This window comes from Mesorhizobium sp. CA8 (assembly GCF_020164955.1).
In the GTDB taxonomy this organism is placed as follows: Bacteria; Pseudomonadota; Alphaproteobacteria; order Rhizobiales; family Rhizobiaceae; genus Mesorhizobium.
This window is the reverse complement of sequence record NZ_JAIUHG010000005.1, coordinates 47,631-64,883: the sequence shown is the minus strand read 5'-3', so window position 1 is coordinate 64,883 and position 17,253 is coordinate 47,631. Positions and strand designations below refer to the sequence as shown.

General features: G+C 63.3%; 17 protein-coding genes. 10 read left to right on the top strand and 7 right to left on the bottom strand.

Annotated elements, in window-relative coordinates; all coding sequences use genetic code 11:
- The first annotated feature begins 87 nt into the window (after positions 1-87).
- Positions 88-798 (top strand): purine-nucleoside phosphorylase, encoded by a 711-nt coding sequence (locus LB553_RS07505; RefSeq protein ID WP_224512003.1) that lies wholly within the window; start codon positions 88-90, stop codon positions 796-798.
- On the opposite strand, the gene LB553_RS07500 is transcribed toward LB553_RS07505, so the two are convergent.
- Positions 795-1,100: a ribbon-helix-helix domain-containing protein gene (locus LB553_RS07500; protein ID WP_095765274.1), complete on the bottom strand. Its 306-nt coding sequence runs from the start codon at positions 1,098-1,100 to the stop codon at positions 795-797. The genes LB553_RS07505 and LB553_RS07500 overlap by 4 nt on opposite strands.
- Before the next feature lie 239 nt (positions 1,101-1,339).
- Between LB553_RS07500 and LB553_RS07495 the strand changes: the two genes are divergently transcribed.
- From LB553_RS07495 to LB553_RS07485, 3 genes are all read left to right on the top strand, one after another.
- Complete coding sequence (locus tag LB553_RS07495) at positions 1,340-1,735, top strand: VOC family protein (RefSeq protein WP_224512001.1); 396 nt, start codon at positions 1,340-1,342, stop codon at positions 1,733-1,735.
- A gap of 75 nt (positions 1,736-1,810) precedes the next feature.
- Positions 1,811-2,359 (top strand): gluconate 2-dehydrogenase subunit 3 family protein, encoded by a 549-nt coding sequence (locus tag LB553_RS07490; RefSeq protein ID WP_224512000.1) that lies wholly within the window; start codon positions 1,811-1,813, stop codon positions 2,357-2,359.
- 48 nt (positions 2,360-2,407) lie between these two features.
- The gene (locus tag LB553_RS07485; protein ID WP_224511998.1) at positions 2,408-3,979 is read left to right on the top strand and encodes a GMC family oxidoreductase; all 1,572 of its coding nucleotides are present in this window, start codon (positions 2,408-2,410) and stop codon (positions 3,977-3,979) included.
- Between the two features lie 60 nt (positions 3,980-4,039).
- Here the strand turns inward: LB553_RS07485 and LB553_RS07480 are convergent, their stop codons facing one another.
- Positions 4,040-4,429 (bottom strand): hypothetical protein, encoded by a 390-nt coding sequence (locus LB553_RS07480; protein WP_224511996.1) that lies wholly within the window; start codon positions 4,427-4,429, stop codon positions 4,040-4,042.
- 307 nt (positions 4,430-4,736) lie between these two features.
- On the opposite strand from LB553_RS07480, the gene urtA reads away from it, so the two are divergent.
- The 6 genes from urtA (at position 4,737) to LB553_RS07450 (ending at position 10,991) form a co-directional block, all read left to right on the top strand.
- Positions 4,737-6,047, top strand: coding sequence for an urea ABC transporter substrate-binding protein (urtA, locus tag LB553_RS07475; protein ID WP_224511994.1), 1,311 nt, complete (start codon positions 4,737-4,739; stop codon positions 6,045-6,047).
- A 142-nt stretch (positions 6,048-6,189) separates the two neighbouring features.
- Positions 6,190-7,806 carry an urea ABC transporter permease subunit UrtB gene (gene urtB / locus LB553_RS07470; RefSeq protein WP_224511992.1) on the top strand — a complete coding sequence of 539 codons (1,617 nt, stop codon included), beginning with the start codon at positions 6,190-6,192 and terminating at the stop codon, positions 7,804-7,806.
- On the top strand, positions 7,803-9,029 hold the full coding sequence (gene urtC / locus LB553_RS07465; protein WP_224511990.1) for an urea ABC transporter permease subunit UrtC: 1,227 nt from the start codon (positions 7,803-7,805) through the stop codon (positions 9,027-9,029). Before urtB ends, urtC begins: the two co-directional genes overlap by 4 nt.
- Before the next feature lie 6 nt (positions 9,030-9,035).
- Entirely contained in the window at positions 9,036-9,782 is a 747-nt protein-coding gene (urtD, locus tag LB553_RS07460; RefSeq protein WP_224511988.1) for an urea ABC transporter ATP-binding protein UrtD, read from the top strand.
- A 70-nt stretch (positions 9,783-9,852) separates the two neighbouring features.
- Positions 9,853-10,548 (top strand): urea ABC transporter ATP-binding subunit UrtE, encoded by a 696-nt coding sequence (gene urtE, locus LB553_RS07455; protein WP_041000655.1) that lies wholly within the window; start codon positions 9,853-9,855, stop codon positions 10,546-10,548.
- Between the two features lie 266 nt (positions 10,549-10,814).
- Positions 10,815-10,991 carry a hypothetical protein gene (locus LB553_RS07450; protein ID WP_224511986.1) on the top strand — a complete coding sequence of 59 codons (177 nt, stop codon included), beginning with the start codon at positions 10,815-10,817 and terminating at the stop codon, positions 10,989-10,991.
- 17 nt (positions 10,992-11,008) lie between these two features.
- Here the strand turns inward: LB553_RS07450 and LB553_RS07445 are convergent, their stop codons facing one another.
- The 5 genes from LB553_RS07445 to uvrA form a co-directional block, all read right to left on the bottom strand.
- Complete coding sequence (locus LB553_RS07445) at positions 11,009-12,154, bottom strand: GGDEF domain-containing protein (protein WP_224511984.1); 1,146 nt, start codon at positions 12,152-12,154, stop codon at positions 11,009-11,011.
- Between the two features lie 137 nt (positions 12,155-12,291).
- A complete protein-coding gene (locus tag LB553_RS07440) occupies positions 12,292-12,549 on the bottom strand; it encodes a hypothetical protein (protein ID WP_224511982.1) in 258 nt (85 codons plus the stop codon).
- Positions 12,550-12,765: 216 nt separating this feature from the next.
- Positions 12,766-13,569: a DUF72 domain-containing protein gene (locus tag LB553_RS07435; RefSeq protein WP_224511980.1), complete on the bottom strand. Its 804-nt coding sequence runs from the start codon at positions 13,567-13,569 to the stop codon at positions 12,766-12,768.
- A 26-nt stretch (positions 13,570-13,595) separates the two neighbouring features.
- Positions 13,596-14,060 (bottom strand): GNAT family N-acetyltransferase, encoded by a 465-nt coding sequence (locus tag LB553_RS07430; protein WP_224511978.1) that lies wholly within the window; start codon positions 14,058-14,060, stop codon positions 13,596-13,598.
- Positions 14,061-14,088: 28 nt separating this feature from the next.
- Positions 14,089-17,010: an excinuclease ABC subunit UvrA gene (gene uvrA, locus LB553_RS07425; RefSeq protein WP_224511976.1), complete on the bottom strand. Its 2,922-nt coding sequence runs from the start codon at positions 17,008-17,010 to the stop codon at positions 14,089-14,091.
- Positions 17,011-17,253 lie beyond the last annotated feature (243 nt).

Here is a 17,253-nt window from a genome sequence, read left to right as displayed (position 1 = left end):
GCAATTGCTCTAAATAAGCCAGCGCTTGCGCATTGCGGCAGTCCTGCCATGATGGTCGACGGATGGGTCTATCAGGGGTGGTAGCGCGTGACGCCGCATATCGAGGCGGGCCGGGGGGACTATGCCGAAACGGTGCTGTTGCCGGGCGACCCCGAGCGCGCGCAATGGATGGCTGAGATGTTTCTCGAGGCGCCGCGCTGCGTGAACCGCCGAAGGGGTGCGCTGGGCTTCACCGGCCGGTTCCGCGGCAAGCCGGTCAGCATCCAGGCGACCGGGATAGGGGCGCCGTCTTTCCTGATTTATGCCTTTGAGCTGATGGAGTATTACGGCGTCAAAACGCTGATACGCACTGGCACATGCGGCGGCTTGTCGGAAGAAGTGCCCCTGCGCGGCGTCGTCGTCTCGAGCGAGGTGCGGGCCGAGAGTGCAATCAGCGGGCAGGTGTTCGGGCTGTACCAGCCGGCGGGACCGGACCCGGCGCTGCATGCGCGGGCGCTGCAATGCGCCGCCGATCTCGGCATCGCCTGCAGCGCAGGACTGACGATCTGCAGCGACGTGTTCCACCATCCCGATGACCGCGCGCGGTTCGACGAGCCAAGGGCGCTCGGGGCGTTGGCCGTCGATATGGAAACCAGCGCGCTCTATCGGATTGCGGCGCAGTTCGGCGCGCGGGCGCTGTCGCTGCTCACCGTGGTCGATCATGTCGCCACCGGCGAGCTGACCGATTATTCGGAGCGTCAGGCTCTCTTCACCGACATGACCCGGCTGGCGCTCGAAGTCGCAGCCGAGAGCAGTTAGGCGGCTTCCTGCTTCAATGCGGCCTGGTCTTCGGCGCTGGGCCGATGGCCGCGCAAATAGAGCGCGCAGGTCGTGCGCAGCATGGAAGCGAAGTTTGGGATTTGGCCGTTGATCTCGATCGCCTCGTCATAGAGCTTCGAGATGAATTTCGGCGTCGTCAGTCCCTGGCTGTCGGCGATCTCGTCAAGCAGACCCCAGAATGTCGCTTCGAGCTGGATGCTGGTCGAATGGCCGTCGATGCGGATCGACCTGTTGATCTGCCGGTAGCCTTCCGGGTCCTGCCCGGCGAAGACTCTGCACATCGGTACCTCCCGTTGTTGTTTGTCTTGGGCGCCGATTGGGTTGGCTGGCGCCTTCTTGAACACTGCCTGCGTTGGTCATTTTCGATCCGATAGCCGCCGACGGCAATCGGACTTTCGTCCTTAGAATTGGAGCAACACTAGCCGTTTTCCAGCTCCTCGCGTGGTAATCGGCTGCCACCACCATTTTTCGCCGGCGCGCATAATCGGCTTCGAAAATATGAGAGCTCACGGAGTCCGAGTTGGCGAAGACGATCCATTCCATGATCAGGGTTCTAGACGAAGCACGCTCCGTCGACTTCTACAACAAGGCCTTTGGTCTCGAGGTCGCCCAGCGGCTCGATTTCGAGACCTTCACGCTGATCTATCTCAGCAATGAGAGTTCGCCTTTCGAGGTGGAGCTGACCGTGAACAAGGGACGCGCCGAGCCCTACGCGCTTGGCGACGGCTACGGCCATCTCGCCGTCTCGGTCGCCGATCTCGACAGCGAACACGACCGGATCGGCGCGCTCGGTCTCAACCCGAAGAAGATTGTCGAGTTCAATCACGACGGGGCGCTGATCGCCCGCTTCTTCTTCATCGAGGATCCCGACGGCTACAAGATCGAGGTCCTGCAGCGGGGAGGGCGCTTCCAATAGGGGATACGCCGCGGAGAGGCGCGGCGCCAGCAACGGCACTCTCGGGGGGTGCGAACAGCAAGCAGGGAGGAAATCATGGTTACAGTCTACGAGAAGAAACCGGGTTATGAGAGGAAAGCCGGACTATCTAGGCGCGAGCTTCTGAAGCGTGGCGGCGCGGGCGCGCTGCTCATCATCTCCGGCAGCGCCGTCATCAGCCCCGAACACGCCTGGGGTCTCGAAACCGCGGCGCTGAAGCCCGAAACGATGGCGACGCTGATCCAGGTGGCGCGCGACATCTACCCGCACGACCAGGTGCCGGACAAATATTACGCCATTGCGGTCAAGGGCCATGACGAGACGGCCGCCAAGGACCCTGCCCACAAGGAGCTGATCGAGAAAGGCATCGCCGAGCTCGACAAGAAGGCCGGCAAGGGCGGCTATCTCGGGCTTGGCTGGGAAGAGCAGCGGGTGGCGCTGCTCACCGGTATCGAGAAGACGCCGTTCTTCCAGGCGGTGCGCGGCGGGCTTGTGGGCAGCCTCTATAACCAGAAGGAGGTGTGGCCGATCTTCGGTTACGAGGGCGAGTCCTACTCCAAGGGCGGCTACATCGCGCGCGGCTTCAACGACATCGAGTGGCTCTGAGCCGCTCTGCCACGAACCGCTTTTCGACAGATTTCATGGGAGGAAACCATGGCAGCACAATTTGATCTCAACAATGACGGCGTGGTCGTCATCATCGGCTCCGGCGCGGGCGGCGGCACGCTCGGCAACGAACTCGCCCAGAAAGGCATCGACGTCGTCATCCTCGAGGCGGGCGCACGCCACGAATATGAGGACTTCATCAACGACGAGTGGGAGTCGTTCGCCCAGCTCGCCTGGAAGGACAAGCGCACCACTTCGGGCGACTGGCGCGTGGCCAAGGATTTTCCGAACCTGCCGGCCTGGATCGTCAAGTCGGTCGGCGGCTCGACCACGCACTGGGCCGGCGCCTCGCTGCGCTTCCAGGAGCACGAGTTCAAGGCGGCCACGACCTACGGCAAGGTCAAGGGCGCCAACCTCCTCGACTGGCCGGTGACGCTAGCCGAGATGGAGCCCTATTATGCCAAGGCCGAAGCCAAGATGGGTGTCACCGGCACCAACAACTGGCCGCGGCTGCCGGGCAACAACAATTTCAAGGTGCTCAAGGCCGGCGCCGACAGGCTCGGCTACAAGGAATGCCACACCGGCAACATGGCCATCAATTCGGTGGAGCGCGACGACCGCAATTCCTGCCAGCAGACCGGCTTCTGCTTCCAGGGCTGCAAATGGGGCGCCAAATGGTCGACGCTCTACACCGAGATCCCGAAGGGCGAGGCGACCGGGCATCTGGAGGTGCGGCCGAACTCGATGGCGATCAAGATCAATCATGACGCTTCAGGCAAGGTGACCGGCGTCGTCTATGCCGACAAGGACGGCAAGCTGCAGGAGCAGAAAGCCCGCATCGTCGCCGTCGCCGGCAATTCGATCGAGAGCCCGCGCCTGCTGCTCAACTCGGAATCATCGAAATTCCCGCACGGGCTCGCCAACTCGTCGGGACAGGTGGGCAAGAACTACATGCGCCACACCACCGGCTCGGTCTACGCCATCTTCGACAAGCCGGTGCATATGTATCGCGGCACCACCATGGCCGGCATCATCCGCGACGAGGCGCGCCACGACCCGTCGCGCGGCTTCGTCGGCGGCTATGAGATGGAGACGCTGTCGCTCGGCCTGCCATTCATGGCGGCCTTCCTCAATCCCGGCGGCTGGGGCCGCTCCTTCACCACGGCGCTCGACCATTACGACCATACGGCGGGTCTGTGGATCGTCGGCGAGGACATGCCGCGCGAAGAGAACCGCATCACGCTGCACAAGGACGAGAAGGACGAGCACGGCATGCCGATCGCCGACGTGCATTTCGACGATCATCCGAACGACGAGGCCATGCGCAACCATGCCTACAGCCAGGGTCAGGCGCTCTATGCCGCGGTCGGTGCGACCAGGACCTTCCCGACGCCGCCTTATCCTTCGACCCATAATCTCGGCACCAACCGGATGAGCGAAAAGCCGGAGGACGGCGTCGTCAACAAGCACGGCCAGTCGCACGATATCAAGAACCTGTTCGTCTCAGACGGCAGCCAGTTCACCACGGGTGCCGCGGAGAACCCGACGCTGACCATCGTGACGCTGGCGATCCGCCAGGCCGACTACATCGCCGCCCAGATGTCGGCGAAAACGATCTGACCTCCCGACTGCCTGCTGGCGCGGGACCCAAACGGGTTCCGCGCCTTTTTTTATGCGGGACTATCTTCTGGTGCAGGTCGAGGCTGTGAAGGCTCCGTCCTGCTGCTTCATGATGATGTCGAAGGAGGGAGCGCTTGGGTCATCCAGCGTCGCCTGGGTCATCGAGATCGAATTTCCGCCGGCGGTGTAGCCGCCGAGCGGACCGAGCCAGGTGATCTCGCCATTGGGGTTCATCTGGTAATTGTAAGGCGGCGGTGCGGCGCCGAAGGTCACCGGGCCGCTGTAGAGGCTGCCCTTGATGGTGATGTCGCCGAGGTTGAGGAACAGGCCGAGCAGGTAGACCTCGCAGTGATAGACGCCGTCCGGGAGCTTGCCGTCGGCAAAATCGGCGCGGGCGCCACCGGAGGCGGACACAAGAAGCAGGAAAGTCAGGATTGTTCGCAGGGCCATGACGTCGCTCGTTTGGACGGCGACCTTGCCTCATTTCGCCATGAGCCCGCAACAGGGTCCATGAAGCTACCCTTGCCTATGTGGTGAAATCATAGGCATTTTTACCATTTGTGCAAAATATAGGCAGTGGTGCGTAAACTTTTCTCAATCCTGCCGCGTCGCAGTAGAGGCGACAGTTGCGCGGCTATCAGATAACCAGCTGTAATCACTGCGTTATCGCGAGAATCAGTTCAGCGTATTCCTATCTGGCACGTCGCTTGCACCGCTAATATTGCGATGCAAAACAACCAGCTTGGGAGTGTGTCATATGAGGGGTAACTTCGCGAAAATAACAAAAATCCTGTCCGCCGGCGTCGTCGCGGCCGGTCTGCTGGCTTCAGCATCCGCCAAGGCGGCTGAAGACACGATCAAGGTCGGTATCCTCCATTCGCTGTCGGGGACCATGGCGATTTCGGAGACGACGCTGAAAGACGTCATGCTGATGTTGATCGACGAGCAAAACGCCAAAGGCGGCCTGCTCGGCAAGAAGCTGGAAGCCGTGGTGGTCGACCCGGCGTCCAACTGGCCGCTCTTCGCCGAAAAGGCGCGCGAGCTGATTTCCAAGGACAAGGTGGCGGCCGTGTTCGGCTGCTGGACCTCAGTGTCGCGCAAATCGGTGCTGCCGGTGTTCTCGGAACTCGACAACATTCTGTTCTATCCCGTCCAGTATGAGGGCGAGGAGAGCGAGCGCAACGTCTTCTACACCGGTGCGGCGCCGAACCAGCAGGCTATTCCGGCCGTCGACTATCTGATGAGCGCCGATGGCGGCTCCGTGAAGCGCTGGGTCCTTGAAGGCACCGACTACGTCTATCCGCGCACCACCAACAAGATCCTCGAAGCCTATCTCAAGTCGAAGGGCGTGCCGGCCGAGGACATCATGGTCAATTACACGCCGTTCGGCTTCTCGGACTGGCAGACCGAGGTTTCGGCGATCAAGAAATTCGGCTCGGCCGGCAAGAAGACGGCCGTGGTCTCGACCGTCAACGGCGATGCCAACGTGCCGTTCTACAAGGAGCTCGGCAACCAGGGCGTCAAGGCCGAGGACATCCCGGTCATGGCCTTCTCGGTCGGCGAGGAAGAGTTGGCCGGCCTCGATACCGGACCTCTGGTCGGCCACCTCGCCGCCTGGAACTACTTTGAAAGCGTCGACACGCCGGAGAACAAGAAGTTCATCGACAACTGGCACAAGTTCATCAAGAACGACAAGCGCACCACCAACGACCCGATGGAGGCCCATTATATCGGCTTCAATATGTGGGTGAAGGCGGTCGAGAAAGCCGGCACCACCGATCCGGACAAGGTCATCGACGCCATGGTCGGCGTTTCGGTGCCGAACCTGACCGGTGGCTATTCGACGATGATGCCGAACCACCACATCACGAAGCCGGTGCTGATCGGCGAGATCCAGGCCGACGGCCAGTTCGAGACCGTCTCGCAAACGCCCGGCCTCGTCATGGGCGACGAATGGTCCGACTACCTGCCGGATTCCAAGGACCTGATCTCGGATTGGCGCGCGCCTCTGTCCTGCGGCAACTTCAACGTCGCTACCGGAAAGTGCGGCGGCAAGGGCACCAACTGATCCCGGTCCGGACCTTTGGTCCCAGACCTCAGGTCTGGCGGATCGCGGAGTGGCCCCACGATCCGAGACCGCAGCCCGGGTGGGCCCTTTCGGTCCGCCCGGGCAAGATCCCCGAAACCAAGAAAGCTGCTTGAAGACGATAATGCTGCTGCTGCGCGCAATTGGTCTGATGTTGCTGCTGACGATGGCTGGACTGACGCCGTCGAAGGCGGCTGAGGCCGACCTTCGCGCGACGATCGCCAAATTCGCGGCTGCAACCGGCTTCTCGGCCACCGAGGCCGTCGTGCGCGAGCTGGCCGCGAGCGGCGATCCGGCCGTCGAACGGCCTCTCTCGGCGCTGGCCGCCGGCAATCTCTACATTCGCAAGAGCGACTCCCAGGTCTTTGTCGGCAAGGAAGCGGGAGACGGCATCGAGTTGCTCGATCCATTGAGCGGCGAAGAGACTGCCGACGCCGCCAAGGCCGATCTCACCAAGATCAAGGTCAACAATGGGCTCCGCCGCACGATCCGCGATGCCCTGGGCACGCTGACCTTGCGCGCCAAGGACGCCAGCGTGCGCCTCGCCGCCGCGGCAACCATGTTCAAGACGCCCGATGCGGCGAACATCGAGCCGCTCGATGCCGCGATCGCCGCCGAGACCGATCCCGGCGTCAAAACCCTGTTCGAGCAGGCGCGCGCGGCGTCAGTCGTGGTTTCCGACAAGCCCGAAGCCGACAAGCTCGCGGCCGTCTCGATCATCGCCGCGCGTGGCGACCGCGACGCCCTTTCGTTGCTGACTTCGGTCGATGCCAATGGCCAGGGCGCGGTCAAGGACGCGGCGGCGGCCGCGATCGGCAACATCAACTCCAAGCTGGCCTTGTGGGATGCCGGCCAGAATATCTGGTACGGCGTTTCGCTGGGATCGGTGCTGCTGCTTGCGGCGATCGGGCTTGCCATCACCTTCGGCGTCATGGGCGTCATCAACATGGCGCATGGCGAGATGGTGATGCTCGGCGCCTACACCACCTTCGTCGTCCAGCAGGTGATCCGCACCTCGTTTCCGGGCCTGTTCGACTGGTCGCTGGCGATCGCGCTGCCGCTCGCCTTCCTTGTCGCAGCACTTGTCGGCCTTGCGATCGAGCGCGGCATCATCCGCTTCCTCTATGGCCGCCCACTGGAGACGCTTCTGGCTACCTGGGGCGTCTCGCTGGTCCTGCAGCAGGCGGTGCGCACCATCTTCGGGCCGACCAACCAGGAGGTCGGCAATCCATCCTGGATGTCGGGCTCGTTCGATGTCGGCCAGCTGGCCATCACCTGGAACCGGCTGTGGATCCTGGTGTTCGCGCTACTTGTTTTTGCGGTGCTGCTCTACGTCATGAAGCGCACGGCCTGGGGTCTGCAGATGCGCGCCGTCACCGCCAACCGCCGCATGGCTGCCTCGATGGGGATCAGGACGCAATGGGTCGACGCGCTGACCTTCGCGCTGGGCTCCGGCATTGCCGGCATCGCCGGCGTGGCGCTCAGCCAGATCGACAATGTCTCGCCCAATCTCGGCCGCGGCTACATCATCGACAGTTTCATGGTCGTGGTGTTCGGCGGCGTCGGCAATCTGTGGGGCACACTGGTCGGCGCCTTCTCGCTCGGCATCGTCAACAAGTTCCTCGAGCCCTATGCCGGCGCGGTGCTCGGCAAGATCGTCGTGCTGGTGCTGATCATCCTCTTCATCCAGAAACGCCCGCGCGGCCTGTTCGCGCTGAAGGGCAGGGCGGTGGAAGCATGATCACGCAACGCTTCTTCGGCGCCGATCGCCGGATCGCCGTCATGATCCTCGCGCTGCTCGCGGCGGCCATCACCGTGCCGCTGCTCAACCTGGCGGTCTCGCCGCAAAGCGCCTTCTACATTCCGGCCTATATCGTAGCGCTGGTCGGCAAATATCTCTGCTACGCGCTGCTGGCGCTCGCGCTCGACCTCGTCTGGGGCTATTGCGGCATCCTCTCGCTCGGCCACGGCGCCTTCTTCGCGCTCGGCGGCTATGCGATGGGCATGTATCTGATGCGCCAGATCGGCTCGCGCGGCGTCTACGGCAATCCGATCCTGCCGGACTTCATGGTGTTCCTGAACTATAAGGAGCTGCCCTGGTTCTGGCACGGCTTCGACCATTTCTGGTTCGCGGCGTTGATGGTGCTGGCCGTGCCCGGCCTGCTCGCCTTTGTCTTCGGCTGGTTCGCCTTCCGAAGCCGCGTCACCGGCGTCTATCTGTCGATCATCACCCAGGCGATGACCTATGCGCTGCTGCTCGCCTTCTTCCGCAACGACATGGGATTCGGAGGCAATAACGGCCTGACCGATTTCAAGGATATTCTGGGCTTCAACGTGCAGGCGGATACGACGCGCTCGGCGCTGTTTGCGGCCAGCGCCGTTATGCTGGCGCTCGCTGTCTTCGTCACCGCGGCGATCGTGCGCTCCAAATACGGCAAGCTCCTGATGGCGGTGCGCGACGCTGAAAGCCGTACCCGCTTCCTCGGCTGGCGGGCCGAGAACGTCAAGCTGTTCGCCTTCACGGTCTCGGCTATCATGGCCGGCATCGCCGGAGCGCTTTACGTGCCGCAGGTCGGCATCATCAATCCCGGCGAATTCGACCCGGCCAACTCGATCGAGGTGGTGATCTGGACCGCCGTCGGCGGGCGCGGCACCATTGTCGGCCCGATCCTCGGTGCGCTGCTCGTCAACGCCGGCAAATCCTGGTTCACCGGCGTGCTGCCGGAATTCTGGCTGTTCGCGCTGGGCGGCCTGTTCGTCGCCGTCACCCTGCTGTTGCCCAAGGGCATCGTCGGCGTGTGGGACGGTTGGCGCGGCAAGGCGAAGGCGCTGCGCTCAGCTTCGCTTGCGGCGGAAGCCGGTGCCGATATCGAGGAGCCGCCGGAGCCGAAGATCGTGCGGTCGGCGGCGAGAACGCCGGGCGCCTGGTCGGCTTCCGGCGCCGAACCGCAGCCGGCGGAATGAGCGATCATGAGCAAGTCGAACACCATCCTTTATCTCGACGGCGTCTCGGTCTCCTTCGATGGCTTTCGCGCCATCAACAACCTGTCGCTGGTGCTCGACAAGGGCGAGATGCGCGCCATTATCGGGCCGAATGGCGCCGGCAAGACGACGATGATGGATATCGTCACCGGCAAGACGCGACCGGACGAGGGCGAAGTGTTCTTCGACGGTGAGGTCGATCTCACCCGGCATGACGAGGCCGAAATCGCCATGATGGGCATCGGCCGCAAATTCCAGAAGCCGACCGTCTTCGAGAGCCACAGCGTCGAGGACAATCTCATGCTGGCGCTGAAAGGGCCGCGCTCGATCTTCCCGGCTCTTTTCCATCGCCGCTCGGCGGCCGAGATGCGGCGCATCGACGACATCCTCGGCATCATCCGTCTCGGCGACAAGCGCGGCGAGCTCGCCGCCAATCTCAGCCACGGCCAGAAGCAATGGCTGGAGATCGGCATGCTCTTGGCGCAGGACCCAAAGCTTTTGCTCGTCGACGAGCCGGTCGCCGGCATGACCGATGCGGAAACCGAGGAGACCGCGCGTCTGCTCAAGGATATCGCCCGCGACCATTCGGTGGTGGTCGTCGAGCACGACATGCATTTCGTGCGCGAGCTCGGCGTCAAGGTCACCTGCCTGCACGAGGGCTCGGTGCTGTCGGAAGGCACGCTCGATTTCGTCTCGGCGGACGAGCGTGTCGTCGAAGTCTATCTGGGGCGGTGAGCATGGTCTGGCGGGTTCCATTTTGCCGTTTCGATTTCGCTTTCCTGAAGCGCTGGAGAAGGGGCTGACCATGCTCGAAGTCTCCAATGCCACGCTGCATTACGGCGCCGCCCAGGCGCTGCGCGGCGTTTCGCTGAAGGCGGGTGCCGGCAAGATCACTTGCGTGCTCGGCCGAAACGGCGTCGGCAAAACCAGTTTGATGAGATCGATTGTCGGCCATCACCGGCTGACGAGCGGAAGCGTTGCCTTCGAGGGGAAGGCGCTCGACCGGAGCGCGGCGTATGACCGCGCCCGGTCGGGCATCGCATTCGTGCCGCAGGGCAGGGAAGTCTTTCCGCTGCTCACGGTGCGCGAAAACCTGGAGTCCGGCTTCGCGCCGTTGAGGCGCGCCGACCGTAACATTCCGGCCCATGTCTTCGAGCTGTTTCCGGTCTTGAAGCAGATGCTCGGCCGCCGCGGTGGCGATCTCTCCGGCGGCCAGCAGCAGCAACTTGCCATCGGGCGAGCGCTGGTGATGCGACCCAAGCTCCTGGTGCTTGACGAGCCGACCGAAGGCATCCAGCCGTCGATCATCAAGGATATCGGCCGCGCCATCCGGTATCTCCGCGACCAGGCGGGGATCGCCGTGCTTCTGGTCGAGCAGTATCTCGACTTCTGCCGGGAACTTGCCGACGAGGTCAACATCATGGATCGCGGCCAGATCGTGCATACCGGCCCCGCCGAAGATCTGGACCGCGCGGATGTGCGAAAGTTTCTGACAGTCTAGAATCGTTTTCTCGACTTCGCTCACATCGCAGGCGGCAGCAAGCCCAGTATTTCTCTCCGCTGGCCCAGCCCAGCTCTGGTGCGTTGGATATCGCATGCTAGTCTTTTCTTGGCCTTGGTGAGTCGGCCGCTTTCCGTATCAGTTGCGAATGAGGGGGAAGGCGCGCGGACACCGCGCGCAAGTTCCACGCAAGCAAGCCTGCCTAGTTTTCCTCCCCAGTGATTGTCGGTCAACGCGTCCAAAAGGATTCGTGCCAGGGGACGGCGATGGAACGTTTTGTCGAGGACTATCAGAAGCGGCGGCTCACCGATCGAGTCGATATCATGACCGCGATCAACATCCTGATGTCACAAGGTTATGAGGAGGATGATCTGCTGGGTGAAATGACCAAGGTCTTCTACGTCGATCTCGACGCATTCAACGAAGTGATCGCCCACCACTGAGGGCGATGCCCCAAGCCTCAACCGGCACGGCGGAAGTCGAGCACGCGGTTGCGGCCGCCGCGCTTGGCGGCATAGAGCGCCTTGTCGGCGGCGCTGAGTACCTTGTCGAAGCTCACGCCATCGCTGTTGCCGAAGGCGAAGCCGGCGCTGACGGTGCAGCGCAACGGGCCGGTCTCCGTCTCAACAATGCGCGCGGCGAACGCGGCCCGGACACGTTCGGCCGTCGCCTCGACTGTCTCTGGCAAGGTGCGCCTCAACACCATCGCGAATTCCTCGCCCCCCATGCGGGCGACGGAGTCGTTCGGGCGCAGGTCGGCGGAGAGCACCTGGGCAAAAACCTTCAGCACCTCGTCGCCGGCGGCATGGCCGAACTGGTCGTTGATCGCCTTGAAGCCGTCGAGGTCGAACACCACGACCGCCGTGAAAGCGCTGACCGGCGTCTTGCCGTGCAGGTCGAACAAAGCGCGACGGTTGAGCAGCCCGGTCAGCACGTCGGTCTCGGCCTCATGCTTGTGGTGGCGCGCGAGCCGCCCCTGGTTGAGCGCCAGCGACAGCGCGCCGATGCCGGTCATCGAGGCGATGACGATGACCAAGCTCAGATCCTCCGCCCAGTTGCTCGGCGCGTGGCCGAGGACGAGTTTGCCGTCCCAAGCCAGCACGGCCGCGCAAAGCACGAAGGAAACAGCGGTCAACGAATAGAGCAGCGCCACGCCCACGAGTTGCGCCGGAGCCTCCTCGCGACCCTTCCAATATTCATGCGCCGTGCCGAATAGGAGTAGCGCGGCAAGGAAATTCTCAAGCATGAAGCCCAGACCGTCATAGCCGAGCGCCATTGGCGGTAACGCCAGCGCAAAGGAGAAGGCAGTGCCAAGCGTGATGCGCGGCAGCGGCGAGCGTCCAGTCCGAAACTGGTGGGCGGCGCCCAACATCACCGAGAAGCCGAACAGCAGCAGCGCCAGCGCCAGGATGCCGAGGGTTGTTCCGGGCGCATCGATATAGGCGTCATAAACAAAAACCTCCGCCACCACCACCAGCACGCTGGTCGCCCATGTCAGCAGGAACCTGTCGGAACGGGCGGTCAGCCAGGTTCCGAACAGGGTGAGGCTGAGGCAGGCTGCGGAGAAGCCGACGGCCAGCAGCAATGAATTGTAGTCGAGAAGCATGCACTCGCCCTTGCCGCCGCCGGGTCTCTGCAACCTGTCGTGCGTACATTAGTGCGGCAAGGAAGTATCGATTACGTTACGATACCGGTGAAGATGCCATTAATTCCGCGGCGTCAGAGGACCGCCACCAACAGGCGTCAGAGGACCGCCACCAACAATAGCAGGATGATGCCGACCCCCATCATCACCAGACCCGGCCAATTCTGCGACAGGCCGAGGAAACCGAGGCCGCGCCGGCGTGGCTCAAGCGTCGGGCCAGGCGTTGTAAGGTTTGGCATCGGGCGATCCGAGGCAGCAGGTGCCGGATCGCTAAGTTTCCCGCGCCTGAGGACCGCACCCGCCATGTACACAATGCCGGCGACAATGAGCAATGCCCCGATGAGGATGACAGCCATATCACCTCGCTTTCTTCGGGCTCTCCCGATGCCGGAGCCCGGGCCATTGTTCCGCGACGCTCAACCGCTATGGAAACCTGCTCCCGGCGAGAAAGGCAAAACGGTCAAGACGCCCCGTAAGTTCCGACGGAACTGCCGGACGCAAGGCGCAGCCGACACCAGGCAGGCAGGATCCGATGCTCGAACAAAAGGATATGACCGGAGTGAAGGCTGGCTTCAATCGGTCACCCGCTTCATCAGGGCCATGGCGCCGAAGGGGGCGCGCACCTTGCCCTCGGTTATGAAGTAGACGAACACGTCGCGCGGCTTGACCGGCGCATCCGTCTTGGGATCGGCGCGTGGCAGGTCGGCGGGCTGCTTGCCCTCCGCCCAGATCTTCACCCGTCCCGCCCATTCATCGAGGCCTTTCGGCGTGTAGCAATCGGGGTTGTCGTCGCTGCCGGTCTGAAGCCGCGCATAGACGAAGTCGCCGGTGATATCGGCGATCGCCGGATATTTTGCGTGGTCGGCGTAGACGATCGCGGCCTTGTATTTTCGGGCGAGCGCCGGGAATTCCGGCACGATGAAGCTGTCATGCCGCACCTCGAGTGCATGGCGCAGAGGCACGCCGTCCTGCTTCTCGGGCAGAAGTTTCAGGAAAGCTTCGAAATCGTCGGCGTCGAACTTCTTGGTCGGCGCGAACTGCCACAGGATCGGGCCGAGCTTCTCGCCGAGCGCGGCAACGCCGGAGCCCAGGAAGCGCATCATAGATTCGCCCGCTTCGCCGAGCACCCGGCGGTTGGTGACGAAGCGGTTGCCTTTGAGCGAGAAGACGAAGCCTTCCGGCGCCTCGTTGGCCCATTTGGCGAAGGTCGGTTCCTTGAAGCTGGAATAATAGGTGCCGTTGACCTCGATGGTCGGGACCTGCCGGCTGGCGTAGTGGAGTTGCTTGGCCTTGGCAAGCTTATCCGGGTAGAAGGAGGTGTCCCAGGGCTCGAAAGTCCAGCCGCCCATGCCGGAGCGGATTTTTCCTTGGCTCATTGTCGTCCTCCTCCGTTCAAATGTGATCAGGCGGCTCGATCGACCGGCTTCACCATGTCGACCAGGGTCCATCCTGGCCGGTGTGGGTTGGCGCGGCGACCCGTTTCGCGATAGCCGTAGGCGGAATAGAGCGCGATGTTCCGCTCCATGCGCGAATTGGTGTAAAGCCGCACCTCCGGCACGCCCCACGACCGCGCCTGCTCGTCGGCGAAGTCGAGCAGTTTGATGCCGAGCTTTTTACCCTGGAAGGCCGGCGCGACGGCGACGCTAAAGATCATGGCGTGGTCGGGATGCTGTTCGAGGGCGATCAGCCCGGCCAGTCCTCCATCCTCTTCGAGCAGCCAGATTTCGCCGCGCTCGATGCGCGGCGCGTAATCTTCCGTCACCGGAATCGGCGGGGTGCCGAACAGAGCGGTGTAGGGCGCATAGGCGGCCGTGGTCAGCGCGGCAACGGCCGGAAGATCACCGGAAAGCGCTCTTCTAATTGTCATCCAAGCGCCCTCCCGACGAAATGCGCGCTCACTCCGCCGCTTCGCGTTTGCCTCCGGGGCGCCGCTCCAGCAGCTCCTTCAGGAACTGGCCGGTGTAGCTGCGCTTCTCGCGCACGATCGCTTCCGGCGTGCCCGACGCCACCAACTCGCCGCCGCCGTCGCCGCCTTCGGGGCCGAGGTCCAGCACCCAGTCGGCGGTCTTGATCACTTCGAGATTGTGCTCGATCACCACCACCGTGTTGCCCTGGTCGACCAACTCGTGCAGCACTTCGAGCAGCTTGGCGACGTCGTGGAAGTGCAGGCCGGTGGTCGGCTCGTCGAGGATGTAGAGCGTCTTGCCGGTCGCCTTGCGCGACAGTTCCTTGGCGAGTTTTATCCGCTGCGCCTCGCCGCCGGAGAGTGTCGTCGCCTGCTGGCCGATATGGATGTAGCCGAGGCCGACCTGCTTCAGCGTCTCCAGCTTGTCGCGCACGCCCGGCACCGCCGAGAAGAACTCGACGCCTTCCTCGACCGTCATGTCGAGCACGTCGGCGATCGACTTGCCCTTGAACTGCACGTCGAGCGTCTCGCGGTTGTAGCGCTTGCCGTGACAGACGTCGCAGGTGACGTAGACATCGGGCAGGAAGTGCATCTCGATTTTTATCACGCCGTCGCCCTGGCAGGCCTCGCAGCGGCCGCCCTTGACGTTGAAGGAGAAGCGGCCGGGCTGGTAGCCGCGTGCCTTGGCCTCCGGGAGCCCCGCAAACCAGTCCCGGATCGGCGTGAAGGCACCCGTATAGGTCGCCGGGTTGGAGCGCGGCGTGCGGCCGATCGGCGACTGGTCGATGTCGATGACCTTGTCGAGGAATTCCAGCCCCTCGATGCGGTCATGCTCGGCCGGATGCTCGCGCGAGCCCATGATGCGGCGCGAGGCGGCCTTGAACAGCGTCTCGATCAGGAAAGTCGACTTGCCGCCGCCGGACACGCCGGTGACCGCGGTGAAGGTGCCAAGCGGGATTGCGGCCGTCACGTTCTTCAAATTGTTGCCGCGCGCGCCGACCACCTTGATGCGCCGGTTCTTCTTCGCCTCGCGGCGCACCGCCGGCGTCGCCACTTCGAGTTCGCCCGACAAATATTTGCCGGTGATCGAGGCGGGTGTGGCCATGATCTGCTGCGGCGTGCCCTGCGCGATAATCTGGCCGCCATGGATGCCGGCGGCGGGGCCGATGTCGACGACATAGTCGGCATGCAGGATGGCGTCCTCGTCATGCTCGACCACGATCACCGTGTTGCCGATGTCGCGCAGGTGCTTCAACGTATCGAGCAGGCGCGCATTGTCGCGCTGGTGCAGGCCGATCGACGGCTCGTCGAGCACATAGAGCACGCCGGTGAGGCCCGAGCCGATCTGTGAGGCGAGGCGGATGCGCTGGCTCTCGCCGCCCGACAGCGTGCCGGAGTTGCGCGACAGCGTCAGATAGTCGAGGCCGACATCGTTGAGGAAACGCAGCCGCTCGCGGATCTCCTTGAGCACCCGGACCGCGATCTCGTTCTGCTTCTCGTTCAACTGCGCCGGCAGGTCGGTGAACCACTGGTCGGCCTTGCGGATCGACATCTCAGTGACTTCGCCGATATGCTTGCCAGCGATCTTCACCGCCAGCGCTTCCGGCTTCAGCCTGTAGCCGTTGCAGGCGGGGCAGGGAGTGGCCGACATGAAGCGCTCGATCTCCTCGCGCATCCAGGCCGATTCCGTTTCCTTCCAGCGCCGGTCTAGGTTGGGGATGACGCCCTCGAAAGTCTTGGTCGTCTTATAAGAGCGCAGGCCGTCATCATACTGGAAGGTGATCTCGCGCTCGCCGGTACCATGCAGCACGGCTTTCTGTGCCTCGGCGCTCAGATCCTTGAACTTGTCGCCGAGCTTGAAGCCATAGGCCTTGCCCAGCGCTTCCAGCGTCTGCGCGTAATAGGGCGAGGTCGACTTCGCCCACGGGCTGATGGCACCGTCGCGCAAAGAGACGTTCTCGTCCGGCACGACGAGGTTGGGATCGATGGCGCGCTGGCTGCCGAGGCCATCGCAGGTCGGGCAGGCGCCGAACGGATTGTTGAAGGAGAACAGCCTGGGCTCGATCTCGGGAATAGTGAAGCCGGACACCGGGCAGGCGAATTTCTCCGAGAACAGGATGCGCTCATGCGTCTCGTTTTTCGACTTGTTGACCGAGTCCTCGCCGGTCAGGCTGGCATCGAGCGGCCGGTCGGCGAACTCTGCCACAGCCAGTCCCTCGGCGAGCTTCAGTGCGGTCTCCATCGAATCCGCGAGCCTGGTCGCCAGATCGCCGCGCACGACGATGCGGTCGACGACCACGTCGATGTCGTGCTTGTACTTCTTGTCCAGTGCCGGGACATCGGCGATCTCGTAGAAGACGCCGTCGACCTTCACGCGCTGGAAGCCCTTCTTCTGCAGGTCCAGGAGTTCCTTGCGGTACTCGCCCTTGCGGCCGCGCACGATCGGCGCCAGCAGGAATAGGCGCGTGCCTTCCTCCAGCGCCAGCACGCGGTCGACCATCTGGCTGACCGTCTGGCTCTCGATCGGCAGGCCGGTGGCCGGCGAATAGGGGATGCCGACGCGCGCAAAGAGCAGGCGCATATAATCGTAGATCTCGGTGACGGTGCCGACCGTCGAGCGCGGGTTGCGCGAGGTGGTCTTCTGCTCGATCGAGATGGCGGGCGACAGGCCGTCGATCTGGTCGACGTCCGGTTTCTGCATCATCTCCAGGAACTGGCGGGCATAGGCCGACAGGCTTTCGACATAGCGGCGCTGGCCCTCGGCATAGATGGTGTCGAAGGCAAGCGACGATTTGCCGGAGCCCGATAGTCCAGTCATGACGATCAGGCTGTCGCGCGGCAGATCGAGATCGACGTTCTTGAGATTGTGTTCGCGCGCCCCGCGAATGGAAAGGTATTTTTGGTCGGCCATCGCCGGTCGCCGCCTCAGATCTGGAATTTGCTGGATTGGGCGGGTTCGTCCCGGCCATCCCCTATGTAGGTATTTTCGCCGCCACGTCGAGAGACGCCACAATCTCGACGGAAGAAGCCGATCATGGGTTTAACCGCCTTTCGCGCGGGCCGGCAAGCGGAAAGAACAAAGGCCGAACACGCTCCTGACAAAGCGCTGTGGAAACAGTCGCACAAAGCGCTGTGGAAACAAGCGCGCTGAGTG

Bases quoted from the DNA above. Each gene is read 5' to 3' on its own strand.
- LB553_RS07500 (WP_095765274.1), bottom strand. From the start codon at position 1,100: ATGTGCAGAGTCTTCGCCGGGCAGGACCCGGAAGGCTACCGGCAGATC.
- LB553_RS07490 (WP_224512000.1), top strand. From the start codon at position 1,811: ATGGTTACAGTCTACGAGAAGAAACCGGGTTATGAGAGGAAAGCCGGA.
- LB553_RS07485 (WP_224511998.1), top strand. From the start codon at position 2,408: ATGGCAGCACAATTTGATCTCAACAATGACGGCGTGGTCGTCATCATC.
- LB553_RS07480 (WP_224511996.1), bottom strand. From the start codon at position 4,429: ATGGCCCTGCGAACAATCCTGACTTTCCTGCTTCTTGTGTCCGCCTCC.
- urtA (WP_224511994.1), top strand. From the start codon at position 4,737: ATGAGGGGTAACTTCGCGAAAATAACAAAAATCCTGTCCGCCGGCGTC.
- urtB (WP_224511992.1), top strand. From the start codon at position 6,190: ATGCTGCTGCTGCGCGCAATTGGTCTGATGTTGCTGCTGACGATGGCT.
- urtC (WP_224511990.1), top strand. From the start codon at position 7,803: ATGATCACGCAACGCTTCTTCGGCGCCGATCGCCGGATCGCCGTCATG.
- urtD (WP_224511988.1), top strand. From the start codon at position 9,036: ATGAGCAAGTCGAACACCATCCTTTATCTCGACGGCGTCTCGGTCTCC.
- urtE (WP_041000655.1), top strand. From the start codon at position 9,853: ATGCTCGAAGTCTCCAATGCCACGCTGCATTACGGCGCCGCCCAGGCG.
- LB553_RS07450 (WP_224511986.1), top strand. From the start codon at position 10,815: ATGGAACGTTTTGTCGAGGACTATCAGAAGCGGCGGCTCACCGATCGA.
- LB553_RS07445 (WP_224511984.1), bottom strand. From the start codon at position 12,154: ATGCTTCTCGACTACAATTCATTGCTGCTGGCCGTCGGCTTCTCCGCA.
- LB553_RS07440 (WP_224511982.1), bottom strand. From the start codon at position 12,549: ATGGCTGTCATCCTCATCGGGGCATTGCTCATTGTCGCCGGCATTGTG.
- LB553_RS07435 (WP_224511980.1), bottom strand. From the start codon at position 13,569: ATGAGCCAAGGAAAAATCCGCTCCGGCATGGGCGGCTGGACTTTCGAG.
- LB553_RS07430 (WP_224511978.1), bottom strand. From the start codon at position 14,060: ATGACAATTAGAAGAGCGCTTTCCGGTGATCTTCCGGCCGTTGCCGCG.
- uvrA (WP_224511976.1), bottom strand. From the start codon at position 17,010: ATGGCCGACCAAAAATACCTTTCCATTCGCGGGGCGCGCGAACACAAT.